Below are 15,628 nucleotides of genomic sequence, written 5' to 3'. Positions count from 1 at the left end.
CGGGAATTCAAGACTAGCGGCTAATCCATCGAAAAAAAGCAGAAAATCCTGCTTTGAAACATCGACTGACAAGATAGGTCACGCTTGAAACGCCCGTCCCAGAGCCAGATACGACAATGCCGGCTTTCGCCGGCATTGTCTGGGTGCAACCGATCAGATCAGAACGGCAGCCAGGACATGATGCCCTTCTTCTCGCCCTTGGCCTCTCCCGGCTTGTCGCTGGCGGCCGGAGCCGGAGCCTTGGTTTCCAGCACCGGGGCCTTGCCCGACTGCAGGTCGCGCACCTGGCTGGCCGCACGCTTGCCGCTGCGCAGGGCGCCTTCGATGGTGCCCGGATACAGCGCATCGGTGTGCTCGCCGGCGAACACCACGCGGCCCACCGGACGCTCCCAGACACGCCAGAAGTTGGTAACGTCGCCTGGGCCGTAGGTCACGTAGGAACCGCCGGTGCCGGCGTCAGCGCTGTAGCGACGCATCTCGTAGCCGTCGTACGCACCGCGCATCTTCGGGTAGTACTTGTTCATGCGGATCAGCACCTGCTCCAGTACCTGGCGATCACCGAAGGCCTGCATGACACGGGCGTTGTCGCCGGACAGGTTGATCAGCACGTTGGCGCCGCCCTTCACCGCAGGCTCGACCCAGATCATCCCCAGGCCCTGGTCGCTGAAGATCTCGCCGGACAGGCGCGACTTGTCGTCCCACACCGGGCGCTTGAACTTCATCAGGATCTGGTCGCGCCAGGCATAGGGCATGTTGGTGATCGAAGACTGCTGCGGCGCGGTCAGGCCCGGGGTCATCGGGATCTTGCCGACGGCCGCCAGCGGCACGCTCAGTACCACGTAGTCGGCGCTGTAGCCGGTGGCACCGACCTTGACGGTCACGCCGTCCTTGTCCTGAGTGATACCGGTGACCTTGGCATTGGTCTTGATGGTCTTGATCTGCTTGGCGAAGGCCTGGGCCAGCACCTGGCTGCCACCGGGCAGGCGCGAGGCGCGCATGTCACGGTCATCGACGTTGCGGTACACGCGCCCCTGCTGGGCGAAGTACAGCAGCGACAGGCGCGAAGGCTCTTCATAGTGGGAGCGGATGCGCTGGTTGACCAGCAGGCGTGCCACCGGCGAGAGGTTCAGCTTGTCCAGCCAGCGGGCGACGGTCAGCGCGTCCAGGGCCTGGGTGGTCTTGGTTGCCAGCGGGTTGAGCGGGTCATCGATGGACGCCGACAGGTCGTCCAGGGACTTCTCGAAGCGCTCCAGGTCAGCGGCGACGGCGGGCATCTTGGCCTTCAGGTCGGTACTGGTGTAGTAGACGCCATCGATCAGATAGCTCGGGGTACGGACAAAGTCCGGCGCCGGCACCGAATTGACCTTCAGGGTGTCCAGGTAGCCATTGAGGGTCGGCTGAACCTTCTTGTTGCCGATCCACTCGCTGGTGGCCAGGCCGGAACGACCACCCACCTGCGGCTTGGCTTCCAGCAGGGTGACCTGCCAGCCGGCCTGCTGCAGCTCATAGGCCGAGGAAAGGCCGGCGAGACCGCCACCGATCACGATGGCCGTCGGTTGTTTGTCCTTGCCCAGCGCCACCGCGCTGAACGCCCCCAGAGCGACCAGCGCAGCAGCGCGCAGCCATCCCATCTTCATCGAGCCGATCCCCAGAAAAGTGCAAAGGCGCGAAGCATACGTCAGCGCCAGATGGCCGAATAGCCGTCTTGGTCGGCAACCTACGGCATGTGTCGTAGGACGTGTCCTTGTTCATCTCAGGTGCATTGAATAGGCTTGCGCGATCCGGGCAAGTCGACACGGACATGCCGCCATCAGTAAGGAGCAGCCCATGGGCCTGAACGCCGAGTGGATGCAGCGCGATCTCGAGGTGCTGTGGCACCCCTGCACCCAGATGAAAGACCACGAACGCCTGCCGGTGATCCCGATCCGCCGCGGCGAAGGCATCTGGCTGGAGGACTTCGAAGGCAAGCGCTACCTGGACGCAGTCAGCTCCTGGTGGGTCAACGTCTTCGGCCACGCCAACCCGCGTATCAACCAGCGCATCAAGGACCAGGTGGACCAGCTGGAGCACGTGATCCTCGCCGGCTTCAGCCACCAGCCGGTGATCGAGCTGTCCGAACGCCTGCTGCGCCTGGCGCCAGCCGGTTTCTCCCGGGTGTTCTACGCCGACAGTGGCTCGGCCGGTATCGAAGTGGCGCTGAAGATGAGCTACCACTACTGGCACAACCTCGGCCAGCCGGAGAAGAAGCGCTTCATCACCCTGACCAACAGCTACCACGGCGAGACCGTCGCCGCGATGTCAGTGGGTGACGTGGCGCTGTTCACCGAGACCTACAAGTCGCTGCTGATGGACACCATCAAGGTGCCGACCCCCGACTGCTACCTGCGCCCCGAAGGCGTGAGCTGGGAGGAGCACTCGCGGACGATGTTCGCCGCCATGGAGCAGGCGCTGGAGCAGCACCATCAAGAGGTCGCGGCGGTGATCGTCGAACCGCTGGTGCAAGGCGCCGGCGGCATGCGCATGTACCACCCGGTCTACCTCAAGCTGCTACGCGAGGCCTGTGACCGCTATGGCGTGCACCTGATCCACGATGAGATCGCCGTCGGCTTCGGCCGCACCGGCACGATGTTCGCCTGCGAACAGGCCGGCATCACCCCGGACTTCCTCGTGCTGTCCAAGGCCCTGACCGGCGGCTACCTGGCGATGAGCGCGGTGCTCACCACCGACAAGGTCTACCAGGCCTTCTACGACGACTACGCCACCCTGCGCGCCTTCCTTCACTCGCACACCTACACCGGTAACCCGCTGGCCTGCGCCGCCGCCCTGGCGACCCTGGACATCTTCGAGCAGGACAACGTCATCGAGGCCAACAAGGCCCTGGCGGCCAGGATGGCCAGCGCCACCGCGCACCTGGCGGACCACCCGCACGTCTCGGAAATCCGCCAGACCGGCATGATCCTCGCTATCGAGATGGTCCAGGACAAGGCCAGCAAGACCGCCTACCCCTGGCAGGAACGCCGCGGCCTGAAGGTCTTCCAGCATGGGCTGGAGCGCGGCGCGTTACTGCGTCCGCTGGGCAGCGTGGTGTACTTCCTGCCGCCGTACATCATCACCCCCGAACAGATCGACTTCCTCGCCGAAGTTGCCAGCGAAGGCATCGACATCGCCACCCGTGACAGCGTGAGCGTAGCGGTCAGCGAACGCTTCCCCGAACACCGCGATCCGGGCTGATCGGCTACAAGCGGCAGGCCGAAAGCTATAAGCTTGCCGCTTTCCCCCATCAGTTCGACATCGCCATGCGCCTCTCCCGCTTCTTCATCGACGCCCCGCTTTCCCTCGGCCAGCACGAGCTGCCCGAAGCCCAGGCCCACTACATCGGCCGCGTACTGCGCCACAGCGCGGGTGACGCGGTGCAACTGTTCGACGGTTCGGGCCGCGAATACCTGGGAGAACTGATCGAGGTGGGCAAGAAGAACGTCCGCGTGGACCTGCGTGAAGTCCTCGACGGCCAGGCGGAATCACCGCTGCGCGTGCACCTGGGCCAGGGCCTGTCCCGTGGCGAGCGCATGGACTGGGCGATCCAGAAGGCCACCGAACTGGGCGCCAGTGAAATCACCCCGATCGTCAGCGAACGCTGCGAAGTGCGCCTCAAGGAAGAGCGCGCCGACAAGCGCATGGCCCACTGGCGCCAGGTGGCGATCAGCGCCTGCGAACAATGCGGCCGCTCGGTCCTGCCGGTGCTCAACGCACCCATCACCCTCGCCGAATGGCTGGAGAGCTGCCAAGCGCAGCTCAAACTGGTGCTGCACCCCGTGGCAGAGCCACTCACCAGCCATGACAAGCCTCAGAGTCTGGCCTTCCTGATCGGCCCCGAGGGCGGGTTGAGCGATGCGGAAGTGGAGCAGGCCAAGAGCGCCGGCTTCCACGCCGCGCGACTGGGGCCGCGCGTATTGCGCACCGAAACCGCGCCAGTGGTTGCACTGAGCGTGGCGCAACAGTTGTGGGGTGACTTCTAAGCGGTTCGGCGTGGGGCGGGTTCGCGAGCAAGCTCGCTCCTACGAAAAGCACCCCGAGCTAGCTGGCTGCCTGTAGGAGCGAGCTTGCTCGCGAACCGCTCAGCGCTCGTACATCCAACCAGATCAGACGCCCCGCAACGCCAACCCCACCAGCACCAGCAAGACCAGTCCACACAACACATGGCTCACCCGGTGCCAGCGCGGCGAAGCGTTGCGCCGCAGCCAGTCCACCAGTGCCGCGCAGAGGAAGCAGCAGAGCACCGAGGCGGTCATGAAGCCGGCGAAGAACACCAGCGAATCCGCCAGTGTCGGCACGCCATTCACCAGCCCGGCCATGGCGCCGCCCAGCGCGCCCCAGTAGACGATGTTCTTCGGGTTCGACAGCGACAGCATGGCCCCGGAAGCAAACGCCCCGGCGTGGTGATCGCCGGGCGCGCCCTCCTCGACCACACCGACCTCACGCGCATCGCGCAGGCTCTGCACGCCCAGCCAGGCCAGGTAGGCGGCGCTGGCCAGCGTCAGCGGCAGGCGCAGGGTTTCATGGCCGAACAACAGCGCCAGGCCGGTCAGGCCGATCAGCGCCCAGACGGCATCGCCGATCAGCGAGCCGAATTGCACCAGCAGCGCCGGGCGGAAGCCGCCCTTCAGGCCACGCCGCAGGGTTTCGGCGAGCACGGCGCCGGGAGACAGGCAGAAGACGGCGCCGAACAGCAGCGCGGCGAAGAACAGGGTCAGCATGGATCGACTCTCGGACGGGATGGCGATGGAGCCAGTCTGCCTGAGCGTTTCGCCGGCGACTTGAACCAGATTGCGCCCCTCAGCGCACGGCGCGCTGGAAGGTACCCGGCGATACGCCATAGGCGGCGCGGAAGTGCCGGTTGAGGTGGCTCTGGTCGGCGAAACCCAGCTCATGCGCCACCTCGGTGGCCGGCAGGCCGGCGCGCAGCAGCGCCTGGGCGCGGCGGGTACGCAGCTGCATGGCCCATTGCCGGGGGCTGAGGCCCACCTGCTTCTGAAAGCTGCGCAGCAGGTGGAAACGCGACAGGCCGAGGTAGGCCGCCATCTCGTCGAGGCTGGGTTGACGCGCGAGGTCGGCGGCCAGCCAGTCCTGCAGATCGGCGATCCGCCCACCATGCTCGGCAGCTTCCAGCGGCAGCCGCACGCCCATGGCGCGAGCGATCTCGGCCAGCAGCAGGGTCAGGCGCTCCTCGCCGCGCTGGCGGACGAAGGGGTCATCGCCCAGCACGCGCTCGACAGCATCGGCCATCCTGGTCGCCAGGGCAGGCAGACGGTCGGTGGCTCGTTCGAACTCCAGGCGTTGCAGGCCGAGCATCGCGGCCAGCTGGTCAGGGGCAAGGTAGAGGCTGACGAACTGCCAGGGCTGGCCTTCGGCGACGCCGCCACCCTGAATCTGTCCGGGGTTGTAGCAGGTGAAACAGCCAGGGCCGGCATCGAAGGTTCGGCCGTCCAGCCAGACACTTTCCTCGCCGCGCAGATTGGCGCTGATGACGAATTCGTCGTGGCTGTGGCGCTCGAAACGGTGGCCGCCGAGTGTGGCGCCAGCAACCTCGAAGCCGGGTTGGTCTCCCAGCTGGGCAAGGCGCAGGCTGCCACTCATGGCGGGCTCAGATCAGGCCGGAGTCGGCCAGTTTCTGCTCCAGCGCGACCAGGTCGGGGATGCGCGCGTGGGCGTCGCCCAGGTCCACCGCGTCCAGCTCCAGCGGCGCCAGCGGCACGTCCAGGCGCTTGAGATCGGAGCCGACCTTCAGCGACCGCGGGATACCCTGCACCAGGAGCGCGAAGAATTTCACATTGGGCCGCCCGCCCAGGGCGTTGATCACGATCACCCGCGCACCGGGGCTGACTTCGGCCTGGCCGTCGGAGGCCGCCTCGAAGGACAGCAGCGGCAGGCGCAGGTCGCGCCAGGCCACCTGGCCCAGGTACCAGGACGGCAGGCCGTCCACCGGGTGCGGCGCGCGGTAGGTGATCAGCTCGGCCACCGCCACGTTCGGCAGCAGCAGGTTGCGGTCGGCCAGCGGCACCAGCAGGCCGGTCAGGCTGCTGGGAGCGGCGTTGGCCACAGCAGCATTGGCAACGGCGGTATTGGCGACGGGAAGATCACTCATCGGGCCTTATCTCACTGCGTGACTGCGCCGACGCATTGTTCGGCGAGATGATTGACCAGCGCCGCCGCGAGTTCGCGCGGGTCGCCGGAAAGAGTGCTGTAGCCGCCTTCGCGCAGGCTGTCGGGCATGCTGGAACAGGCGCAGCTGTCGGCGCGCTGGGTCCAGATCGGTGCGCCCTGGCGGCGCACGTAGGCTGCGGCGGCGCTGCCATCGCTGCACATGCCGCTGAACACGATCACACCGCAACGCTCGCCGTACTGCTGGGCGAGGTTGAGCATCATCTGGTCGATGGACGGGCTGTAGGGCTCCGGCCAGCTGCGATCTTCGACGCGCATGCGCGCCGAGGCATCGAAGCCCAGTTCCTGGGTAATCGGCACGACCACCACTTCGCCGCAGCGCACCGGATCGCCGTCGCGCACGGTGTTGACGTGCCACTGACTGTGGCGACCGACCGCTTGCGGCAGGTTCGCCTCGAAGGAAGCGTCGATGTGCTGGGCATACAGGAAGCCCACCGGCAGGCCGCCGGGCAGCGCATCGAGGAAGGTCTTCACCGCCGCCGGGCCACCGAGCGAGGCGGCCAGCAGCCAGACCTGCGCGGCAGGTTCGCCGGCTTTCAGCGGCGAGGCGGCGAGGTCTTCGGGCAGTGTCACGCGGGTCGGGCGCTGCGCTTCGTCGAGCAAAGCCGCCAGGCTGCGGCCGACGCCGGCGCTGGGGTCGCCCACCAGCTTGCGCAGCTTGGACACCAGCCGGCGCTCCCAGCGCGGGTAGTGTTCGGAATGCCGCTCCGGCGCATGGCCCTCGCCGAACAGCACGGGTACCCGCGACTGTTCCAGCAGGTTGTCCACCAGCGGCGAGTCTTCCTGCTGCGCCAGGTCGACGAGCCACAGGTCGGTCTCGCAGGCGTCCAACTGGTCACTCTCAAGGCGCGCCGGGTCGGCATTGAGCACCACCTGGTAGCCATGGCCGGCCAGGGCCTGCGCCAGCACGTGGCGTTGCAGCGAGGTATCGGCAATCACCGCGATCCGCGGCGTGCTCTGCTCAGACATGGGCCTTCACCAGCTTGTGGATGTTCTCCAGCAGCTCGGACTCCTGGTACGGCTTGCCCAGGTACTGGTTGACGCCGATGGCCAGGGCACGGTCGCGGTGCTTCTCGCCGGTACGGGAGGTAATCATGATGATCGGCAGGTCCTTCAGCTGTTCATCGTGGCGCACCAGGGTGGCCACTTCGAAGCCGTCCATGCGCGGCATCTCGATGTCCAGCAGCATGATGTCGGGCTTGTGTTCCTGCAGCTGGGCGATGGCGTCCACCCCGTCCTTGGCGGTGAGCACGTTCATGCCGTTGCGCTCCAGCAGGCGGCTGGTGACCTTGCGCACGGTGACCGAGTCGTCCACCACCATGACCAGGGTCGGGCGCTGGTGCTCGATGTCCGCAGCGGCCGGGCCGGCCAGTTGGCGGCGCGGGGCATGCTGGACCAGCTGCGCATGGAGCACGCGGATGGTCGCCAGCAGGTCGAGAATCACCACCACGCGACCGTCACCGAGGATAGTCGCGCCGGAGATGCCGCTGACGCCGGCGAACTGCGCACCGAGGCTCTTCACCACGATTTCGCGCGAGCCCGCCAGGGCATCCACCTGCACCGCCACGGCGTGGTCCGCCGAGCGCACCAGGATCACCGGCAAGGGCAGCGACTGCCCGACCAGCTTGGGATGCTGGCCGTTGTTGAGCAGGTCGCCCAGGTATTTCAGTTCATAGCTCTGGCCCGCGTATTCGAAGCTCGGCGCGGCGCCGGTCTCGTCGGCGGCAGCCTGCTCGTAGAGGGCTTCCAGCTCGTAAGGGGAGACTCGCACGATACCTTCGATGGTGTTCAGCGGCAGGGCATACAGGTCCTCGCCGGAGAGCACCATCAGCGCGCGGTTCACCGACACGGTGAACGGCAGGCGGATGTCGAACTTCGTACCTTCGCCGACGCTGGAATGGATGCTCATGGAACCGCCGAGCTGTTTCACCTCGGAGTTCACCACGTCCATGCCCACGCCACGGCCGGAAATCTGCGTGACTTTCTCGGCGGTACTGAAACCGGCCTCGAGGATGAACTGCAGCACCTCGTGGTCGTTCAGCTCGCTGTCGTCGGTCATCAGGCCGCGCTCGATGGCCTTGCGGCGCACGGCTTCCAGGCGGACGCCAGCGCCATCGTCGGCCAGGGTCAGGAGGATGTCACCACCCTCTCGGCCCAGGGTCAGGCGAATGGTGCCCTGCTCCGGCTTACCGGCGATGCGCCGCGCCTCGCCGGACTCGATGCCGTGGTCGACCGCGTTGCGCAGCATGTGCTCCAGCGGCGCGACGATGCGTTCGAGCACGGTACGGTCCATCTCGCCTTCGGCGTTGCTGACCACGAACTCGACCTGCTTGCCCAGCTCGCTAGCCACCTGACGGACGATCCGGCGCAGGCGCGGCACCAGGCGGTCGAAGGGCACCATGCGGGTACGCATCAGGCCTTCCTGCAGCTCGGTGTTGACCCGCGCCTGTTGCAGCAGCAGGGTCTCGGCGTCGCGATTCTTGGCAGCCAGGGTTTCCTTGAGGTCGAAGAGGTCGGAAGCGGACTCGAACAGTGCGCGCGAAAGCTGCTGCAGCTGCGAGTAGCGGTCCATTTCCAGCGGGTCGAACTCTTCATAGCCGGCGCGCTCGGCGTCGGCCTGGTGGCGCGAGAGGATCTGCGCCTGGGTTTCGGTATCGAGGCGGCGCAGCTGATCGCGAACCCGCTCGATGGTGGCGTCCATCTCGCCCAGGGTCGAACCGACGTCGCTCACCTGCTGCTCGACGCGACCACGGAAGATCGAGGTCTCACCGGCAAGGTTGACCAGGCCTTCGAGCAGTTGCGCGGGCACCTTCACCAGCTCCTGCGGCGCGCGGCGCGCAGCGGCTTCCTGGGCGGCTTCCTGGGCACGGCGAACGAAGGGCAGCACCACCGGCGCGTCGACGCGCTGCGGCACGGCCGCGGCCATGATGGCTTCGGGCAATGCCGGCAGGCTCACCGGGGCCGGCTGTTCGGCGATCGGCTCCTCGGCGAGGTCTTCGTGCTGGCTATCGGCAGTCTCGACTTCACCCAGGTGCAGGCGCAGCTGGTCGACTTCGGCCTGCAGGCCTTCGAAGCCGGACTGCGCGTCCATCAGCAGGCTTTCCGGCCAGGGCGCGCCCTGTTGCTGGGCTTCGCTCAGGTGCTGTTCGAGGTCATGGGCCAGGTCGCCCAGGCTGGTCTGGCCAGCCAGGCGCGCACCGCCCTTGAGGGTATGGAGAATGCGCAGCAGCTCGTCGAGCGCACCGTTCTCACGCTCGGCGTCCCAGCGGCCCAGGGCCTGTTCCATGCCTTCAAGCAGGTCGTCCGCCTCTTCCAGGAAGATATCCAGGATGTCGGCTTCCGGGCCTTCCGGCGCGGCAGGGGTGGAGCTGATCGCGTGCAGGCTGACGCTGCTGGGAATGCTCAGTTGTTCTTCGGGGTTGGCACGAAATCGGTGGATCGCATCGATCAGCGATTCACCTCCCGGAATCCGGCGATGCTGCTGGACCGCTTCGAGCATCTCGGCGAGACGGTCGTGGCAGCGCTGCAGCAGCTCGAAGAGTGTCGGGCTGGCACGCAGGCGGCCACCGCAGAGGCCTTCGTAGAGGAATTCCAGCTCATGGGAGAGGTCGCCAATGGGGCGGATCTCGGCCATCCGCGCGCCGCCCTTGAGGGTGTGCAGGTCGCGTTGCAGCGCTTCCAGTTCGACGCTGTTGTCGGGGTTTTCCATCCAGCGGTGCAGGGCACCGGAGGAGCTTTCGAGGATGTCGAAACCTTCCTCGAGGAAGATTTCCACCAGTTCCAGGTCGCGGTCTTCAGCCAGCTCGTACTCGCTGTCCTGCACGCCCGCGACTTCCGCGCTAGCGACCGGTGCAGCGGGCTCGATGACCTCCGGCTCAGCCTGCGACGACTCGGCGATTTCAGCTTCGGCCTGGTCGAGGAAGGCCTGCAGGTCGAGGTCTTGCGAGGCGGATTGCTGCTGCGGCTCGACCGCGGCATCGGGAACGATGCTCTCCAGGTCGATGCTGTCGGGTTCGCGGTCTTCTGGGGTAAAAGCTTCGACGGTTTCGACAGCTTCAGCTTCCGGCGCCGCCTCGGTGGGCAGCTCCAGCTCGATCTCGGTTTCGATGACTGGCGGCAGCTCGAGGGTTTCTTCCTGCTCAGCCACGGCTTCCTGCTGCGCCGCCAGAGCCTGCGGCAGGTTCAGGCCGGCAGCCGGATTCTGGCGGAAGGTGCGGATGGTCTGCACCAGGTCGGCCGGATCGGTCAGCGCCTGGCCAGCCTGCAGCTGGTCGAGCTGGGTCGCCAGGCGATCGTGGCAGGTGCGCAGCAGCTCGCCCAGCGGTGGGCTGTGCTGGAAGCGATGGTCCAGCAGGCCTTCGTAGAGCGATTCGAGTTCGTGGGACAGGTCGCCGATTTCGCGGATTTCCGCCATGCGCGCACCACCCTTGAGGGTGTGCAGGTCGCGTTGCAGGGTCGAAAGTGCGGCGAGGCCTTCGGGCGAGGCCAACCATTGGTCCAGCGCCTGGCCGGCGTTATCCAGGATGTCGACCGCCTCTTCGAGGAAGATCGCCACCATTTCCTCGTCCAGCGCGCGCGGCGGTTGCTGCGGGGCCGGATGGGCATATGGCGTCTCGGCGGTGATGACGTCATCGTCGTCATCGTCGGCAGCACCGCGCGGGGCGCCGTCGTTGTCACCCCGCGCCGACCAGCTCAGGCCGTCAGGCAGGTTGTCGTCGTCCACTTGGCGGCTGTCGAGAAGGAATTCTTCGTCCTCGGCCGGGAAGTCGTCGGCGGTCAGGCTTTCCAGGTCGACGAACTCGATGTCCGAGGCGTCCTGCAGCTCGCTCGCAATCTCCTCGGGAGCAGTGACCGGAGCGTCCAGCAGGCGGTGCAGCGCTTCGACCTGTTCCGGGCGGGCGCTGACCTGCAGGGCGGCGGCTACCTGGTCCATCATGCCGATCAGCGCCTCGTGGGCGGCTTCAGCGGCGGAGAAGAACGCATCGCCGGTTTCCAGGCGACCCTGGCGCACGGCGCCGTAGACGGCCAGCAGCGCGTCGGCGAGTTCTGCCATCTGCGGCAGCTCGGCCATCTGTGCGCCACGGCTGAGGGTTTCCAGTTCGTCGTAGAGGGCGCCCAGTTCGTGGCGCTCCTGCGGGTGCTCGCGCCAACGGCGCAGCAGATCCTCGGCGTCGAGCAGGATGTCCATGCCCTCGGCGAGGAACATGCCGATCATCTGCGGGTCGTTGCCGCTGCCTTCGCCGCTTTCACCGCGACGCTTGGCCTCGGCGGCCTCCAGGCGTTCCTGGTGGACCTGCGCGATGCGCGCCAGCAGCTCCGGGCTGCCCTCGATGGGTGCCAGCGGACGGCCTTCGACGAGCTGGTCGAGACCGACGCGGAACAGGCCTTCGGCGGCGTGCAGCAGCTCGGCCTCGCGCAGGTCGACCTGCAACAGGTTGGTCTTGAACTCCTTCACCAGCCGCTCCAGCGGCGTGGCGATTTCGGCGATCGGCAGGATGCCGGCCATGTGAGCGCTGCCCTTGAGCGTGTGCAGGGCGCGCTGCAGGTCGTCGGTCACCGGCTGCGGCAGCTGCTGCGCGCAATCGGCGAGGAAGCCGACCAGGGTTTCCAGATGGGCTTCCGCTTCGTTGCGGAAGATCTCGAGTAACTGCGGATCGAGGCTTTCGTCGAGACCTTCGTTGGCTGCTTGCGCCGCAATTTCCTCGACTTCAGCCAGCTCGGGGGTGATGTCCTCGACCTGCGGCGCCGACTCCGGCAACCCGCCGCCGGGCGGCGGTACCGGCTGCCCTTTGGCCAGGGCGTGGGCGGTGGCGGCCAGGCGGTCGACGTCGTCGCGCTGGCGCTGGGCGCTGGCGGCATACTCGTCGACCAGTTCGGGCAGTAGCGCGACCACATCCTGGATGACCTGCAGCACGGCCGGCGAGGCAACGATGCTACGGTCCAGCACGCGGTTGAGCAGGTTTTCGATGGACCAGGCCAGCTCGCCGATCACCAGCGCACGGACCATCCGGCCACTGCCCTTGAGGGTGTGGAAGGCGCGGCGGATTTCGGTCAGCGAGTCGCGGTCATCGGTATTGGCCAGCCAGGTCGGCAGGTGTTCACCGATGGTCTCCAGCACTTCACCGGCCTCTTCGATGAAGACTTCGCGCAGCTCTTCGTCGATCGGTTCTTCGTCGGCGGGCGGTGGCAGCAGGCTGGGGGGGACATCCTGGGCAGGCGGGTTGATCGCCTGCACCGGAGCAGCCATGACTTCGGCCAGGGACAACGGCTTGGCCGGTGCCTCGGCGGCCGGCTCGAGCTCCGCCGGCGGGCTGGGCAGCTCGACTTCCGGCAGGTCCAGGTCGGCGATGTTCTCGTCGCTCCAGGCTTGGGCCTGGAACGACGGCGTTTCGGCTTCGGCCAGCGGCTCCAGCGGCTCCAGTTGCAGCGGCGCGTCGAGACTGAGATCGACGCCGGCGTCCAGCGCGGTCGGCGCGGTCGGCTCGCTCAGCTCGCCCAGCGTCCAGTTGTCATCGCTGACCAGCGAAGCTTCGGCTGTGGACGGCGCATCGGTGACGGGCTGGGCATCGAAGCTCAGGTCGTCCAGGGACTCCAGGGTCGCCAGCGGGGCGGGTTCGTGCGCTTCCAGGCTGGCGAAGCTTTCGTCAAGCTCCAGGGAAGGCGCGGGCGATTCGGCAGCCGGCTGGCTCAGGTCGATGCTGAACCAGTCTTCCTCGGCGGGCTTCTCGCCGGTTGGGGTGAGCGACTCCATGTCCCAGCTCAGCTCGTCCACCGGGGCCGGAGTGGCCTCCAGCGACGGCAGGCTGGCAAAGTCTTCGAGCAGTTCCGGGGCTGCCGGGGTTTCGCTCGGTGCCATGGACAGATCCAGGGCTTCCCAGGTCTGTTCGGTAACCGGGGACTCCGCCTGTACCGGTTCGTCGATGCGCGGTGCCTCGGCCAGTGGAACGGCGTCGTCGAGGCTCCAGTTCAGCTCATCGGTCTGCGGTTGCGCAGGGGCTTCTTCCAGCGTTTCGAGGCTGAACTCGATGCTGTCGGCCTTGTGGCTGTCGTCCAGCGACCAGCCTTCGTCTGCCAGGGTGGTGTCAGTAATTGGTGCAGCCGGCTCCAGCTCGATGTCCCAGCTGAGGCTTTCCGGCTCCAGGGTGGCGGTCGGCGCGCTCGATTCGTCCGGGACGGCAGAAGCGGCCAGCGGCTCGACGTCGTCGAGGGTCCAGGCACCCGGTTCGGCGGTGGGCTCGGCGGGAGGCAGGCCGGAGTCCAGCTCCAGGGGTTCGAAGGTAAAGCTGGATTCGACTTCGCCGGCAGGCTGCTCTTCGGGCTCCACAGGGAGGTCGAAATCGGCCAGCAGCGAAGGCTCTTCCACGGCAGCAGGCTCGGCGACCGGCGCGAAGGAGAAGCTCTCTGCGCTCTCGACGGCGGGTTGCGGCGCGTCGATGTCGGCCAGGTCCAGGATCGGTTCTTCGGCCGGAGCCAGCTCTTCGAGCGGAGCCAGCTGGGCAGGCTGTTCGTACGACGGCTCCTCAAGCGGAGCTGCCTCGAAGCTGGACGGTTCAAAGCTGTCGGCGATTTCCACCGGCGCGGCCAGTTCCGGCACCGCTTCCACCGGCACGGCTTCGGTCGGTTCGGCCAGCGGCTGGGCGGCCAGCACGTCGATCTCGTCCAGCGGATTGTCCAGCGGAGCGGGCGCGAAGGCGCTCGGCTCGGCATCGAGGATCGACGGACGCGGCTTGAGCGAGTAGCCCAGGCTGTCCAGGCTCTCCTCGGCCACGTCGAGGATCATGTCGCCCTGGGTGTTGTGGTCTTCCGACAGGCGCTCGAGGTAGTACTCGACACTGGTGATGGCGTCGGCCAGGGTGTCCAGGCTGTGCCAGTCCGGCACGGCCTGGCGCACCAGCAGCTGTTCCTGGATGTAGCGATTGCAGTTTTCCAGCAGTTTCGCTGCACGTTCCTGGGAGATCATCGCCAGACCGCCGCGAACCTGCGTGAGCAGTTCCGGCACGCGGGCCAGGTGCTCGTGGTTCCACTGCGAGGCGATGAACTCGATGATCGCGTCCTTGGCCAGTTCCAGGCCGTTGCGCGCTTCCTTGATCACCACCTGGTGGATCTGCTCGACGTCGGTGGTCGGCAGGACGTTCTCTTCGCTGCCCGGCTCTTCGCTCGGGCCGACCATGCCGGCCAGCGTGGCCTCGACATAGAGCAGCGCACCGGCGACATCCATCAGGGTGGCGTCGTTGGGCTGGCGCTGGCCGTGGGCGAGCGCGCTGACCACGTCGATCTGGTCGAGGATAACCTTGCGCGGCTGGCCGAAGCCCAGCACGGCGAGGGTGTCGGCAATCTGCTTGAGCGGTGCCAGCAGGCTGCCCAGCTCGTTCACGCCGCTGCGATCGCTGCGCACGAAGAGGTCGAGGCTGTCCTTGACCCGCACCAGCTCCTCGCACAGCGCGCCAACGACCGAGCGCATGGCGTCGCGGTCGGGGCCGGCGAGACGGGCACGTTCCTCGTCCACCAGGGCTGCACCCGGCAGGGCGTCGTCCAGGCGGTACTCGTCCTTCACCGCCCGCACGCGCGGCGAGTGGTCGGAGGCCTTGGCCACATAGAACAGCAGGTTCTTGATCAGCTCTTCCGGCGCCGGCTGGTTCATGGCGTCGGCGCCCTGGTCGACCAGCCGCTTGAACTCGCGGTCGACCTGGCGCAGCAGGTTACGCACCGAGGTGCCGTTGGCGATGCTGCCGTTGGCCAGGCCCTCGATCATCGCCGAAGCGATCACCCACAGGCGGCCCAGCGGGGCGTCCTTGCACAGGGACTCGAGGCGGGCGAAGACGCGCGCCAGGTAGCCCAGGTTGGTCGGCAGGTCCTGGTTGCGGATGACGCCGACCAGGGCGACCTGCAGCATCTGCCGCAGCTTGCGCAGCAGCGCCGGCAGTTCAGCGGTGCGCAGGCGCGCCAGGGCGTCCACCGGAAGCACCGGGGATTCGCGGGACAGGTCGGGGGAGAACAGGCTGGTTTCCGACAGCAGCTTCTCGCCGCGGGCGGTGCGCAGGTCGTTGAGCAGCGGCAGCACCACCAGCGGCAGGTCGCGGCGGGCGCTCTGGATACGCTCCAGGTAGGCAGGCAGCTGCAGAATGGCCTGCATCAGCACTTCCAGCGCTTCGCTCTGGCTGGACGTCTTGCCGTCGATCAGCGCCTGGGTCAGGTACTCCATTTCCTCGGCGAGCAGGGCCGCGCCGTAGAACTCCACCATCTGCAGCGTGCCGCGCACCTGGTGGATATAGGCCAGGCAAAAGCCCATCCGCGTCGGGTCCTGAGGGTTCTCGACGTAGGATTCGAGGGCTTGCCGCGCCTGCTTGAGCGTTTCGGCAATCTCGCCTTTTACCCATTCCAGGGCGACATAATCGTGCCGATCACCCAT

At 67.1% G+C, this 15,628-nt stretch carries 8 protein-coding genes; 2 read left to right on the top strand and 6 right to left on the bottom strand.

What is annotated here, in order from left to right; genetic code table 11:
* Positions 1-158: 158 nt before the first annotated feature.
* Complete coding sequence (locus ACKI1H_RS07035; protein ID WP_138525388.1) at positions 159-1,637, bottom strand: flavin monoamine oxidase family protein; 1,479 nt, start codon at positions 1,635-1,637, stop codon at positions 159-161.
* 190 nt (positions 1,638-1,827) lie between these two features.
* Between ACKI1H_RS07035 and ACKI1H_RS07030 the strand changes: the two genes are divergently transcribed.
* Both ACKI1H_RS07030 and ACKI1H_RS07025 read left to right on the top strand, forming a co-directional pair.
* Positions 1,828-3,231 (top strand): adenosylmethionine--8-amino-7-oxononanoate transaminase, encoded by a 1,404-nt coding sequence (locus ACKI1H_RS07030; RefSeq protein WP_440467997.1) that lies wholly within the window; start codon positions 1,828-1,830, stop codon positions 3,229-3,231.
* Positions 3,232-3,296: 65 nt separating this feature from the next.
* Entirely contained in the window at positions 3,297-4,016 is a 720-nt protein-coding gene (locus ACKI1H_RS07025) for a 16S rRNA (uracil(1498)-N(3))-methyltransferase (protein WP_440467996.1), read from the top strand.
* Between the two features lie 123 nt (positions 4,017-4,139).
* On the opposite strand, the gene ACKI1H_RS07020 is transcribed toward ACKI1H_RS07025, so the two are convergent.
* The 5 genes from ACKI1H_RS07020 to ACKI1H_RS07000 all read right to left on the bottom strand — a co-directional run bounded on the left by ACKI1H_RS07020 (position 4,140) and on the right by ACKI1H_RS07000 (position 15,628).
* Positions 4,140-4,754 carry a LysE family translocator gene (locus tag ACKI1H_RS07020; RefSeq protein ID WP_440467995.1) on the bottom strand — a complete coding sequence of 205 codons (615 nt, stop codon included), beginning with the start codon at positions 4,752-4,754 and terminating at the stop codon, positions 4,140-4,142.
* A 79-nt stretch (positions 4,755-4,833) separates the two neighbouring features.
* Positions 4,834-5,634 carry a helix-turn-helix domain-containing protein gene (locus ACKI1H_RS07015; protein ID WP_440467994.1) on the bottom strand — a complete coding sequence of 267 codons (801 nt, stop codon included), beginning with the start codon at positions 5,632-5,634 and terminating at the stop codon, positions 4,834-4,836.
* Between the two features lie 7 nt (positions 5,635-5,641).
* Complete coding sequence (locus ACKI1H_RS07010; protein ID WP_138525393.1) at positions 5,642-6,142, bottom strand: chemotaxis protein CheW; 501 nt, start codon at positions 6,140-6,142, stop codon at positions 5,642-5,644.
* A gap of 11 nt (positions 6,143-6,153) precedes the next feature.
* Positions 6,154-7,188: a chemotaxis protein CheB gene (locus ACKI1H_RS07005; RefSeq protein ID WP_440467993.1), complete on the bottom strand. Its 1,035-nt coding sequence runs from the start codon at positions 7,186-7,188 to the stop codon at positions 6,154-6,156.
* Positions 7,181-15,628: an Hpt domain-containing protein gene (locus tag ACKI1H_RS07000; RefSeq protein WP_440467992.1), complete on the bottom strand. Its 8,448-nt coding sequence runs from the start codon at positions 15,626-15,628 to the stop codon at positions 7,181-7,183. The genes ACKI1H_RS07005 and ACKI1H_RS07000 overlap by 8 nt, the downstream gene beginning before the upstream one ends.

The organism is Pseudomonas sp. YH-1 (assembly GCF_051990045.1).
Taxonomy (GTDB): Bacteria; Pseudomonadota; Gammaproteobacteria; order Pseudomonadales; family Pseudomonadaceae; genus Pseudomonas; species Pseudomonas nicosulfuronedens.
This window is presented reverse-complemented; position numbering and strand designations above follow the sequence as displayed.